This is a genomic window from Enterobacter cloacae complex sp. 2024EL-00214 (assembly GCF_043945575.1).
Classification (GTDB): domain Bacteria; phylum Pseudomonadota; class Gammaproteobacteria; order Enterobacterales; family Enterobacteriaceae; genus Enterobacter; species Enterobacter cloacae_P.
In genome coordinates this window covers 1-1,203 of the sequence record NZ_JBIMRC010000056.1, presented here as the reverse complement: position 1 = coordinate 1,203, position 1,203 = coordinate 1, and the positions used below count along the sequence as shown (strand labels likewise).

1 protein-coding gene is annotated in these 1,203 nt (G+C 47.9%); it reads left to right on the top strand.

Annotated features, from left to right (window positions below):
* Window positions 1–53 precede the first annotated feature (53 nt).
* On the top strand, window positions 54–1,058 hold the full coding sequence (locus tag ACHHZ6_RS24695) for an IS110-like element IS4321 family transposase (protein ID WP_000427623.1): 1,005 nt from the start codon (window positions 54–56) through the stop codon (window positions 1,056–1,058).
* Window positions 1,059–1,203: the final 145 nt, after the last annotated feature.

Sequence of the window (1,203 nt, the reverse complement as noted above, 5' to 3'; positions counted from 1 at the left end):
CTCCCTCCTTCCCGGTACTATGCTGAGGACAGGCTTTCATTCGGAGAACTATCATGGAAAACATTGCGCTCATTGGTATCGATCTGGGTAAAAACTCTTTCCATATTCATTGCCAGGATCGTCGCGGGAAGGCTGTTTACCGTAAAAAATTTACCCGGCCAAAGTTGATCGAATTTTTGGCGACATGCCCCGCTACAACCATCGCAATGGAAGCCTGTGGCGGTTCTCACTTTATGGCACGCAAGTTGGAAGAGTTGGGGCATTCCCCAAAGCTGATATCACCACAATTTGTCCGCCCGTTCGTTAAAAGCAATAAAAACGACTTTGTCGACGCCGAAGCTATTTGTGAAGCTGCATCGCGTCCGTCTATGCGTTTTGTGCAGCCCAGAACGGAATCTCAGCAGGCAATGCGGGCTCTGCATCGTGTCCGTGAATCCCTGGTTCAGGATAAGGTAAAAACAACCAATCAAATGCATGCTTTTCTGCTGGAATTTGGCATTAGCGTTCCCCGAGGAGCTGCCGTTATTAGCCGACTGAGTACCATTCTTGAGGATAATAGTTTGCCTCTTTACCTCAGCCAGTTATTGCTGAAATTACAACAGCATTATCACTATCTTGTTGAGCAGATTAAAGATTTGGAATCCCAGTTGAAACGAAAGTTGGACGAAGATGAGGTTGGACAGCGCTTGCTGAGCATTCCCTGCGTCGGAACACTGACAGCGAGTACTATTTCAACTGAGATTGGCGACGGGAAGCAGTACGCCAGCAGCCGTGACTTTGCGGCGGCAACAGGGCTTGTACCTCGGCAGTACAGCACGGGAGGTAGGACGACATTGCTGGGAATTAGTAAGCGAGGTAATAAAAAGATCCGAACTTTGTTGGTTCAATGTGCCAGGGTATTCATACAAAAACTGGAACACCAGTCTGGCAAATTGGCCGATTGGGTCAGGGATTTACTGTGCCGGAAAAGCAACTTTGTCGTCACTTGTGCTCTGGCAAACAAGCTGGCCAGAATAGCCTGGGCCCTAACGGCACGACAGCAAACTTATGTAGCATAACGGCAGAAATACACCGGTTTAAAGAATTACTGATCTGGTTTTGCGAATACTGATATTGATGATACTAACGGCCCACCGGCCTGTTGAGGAACCTGTAAAACGGAAAGGCTCATTGAAGCCGTATATTTTCTGGAGGTTCATCAGG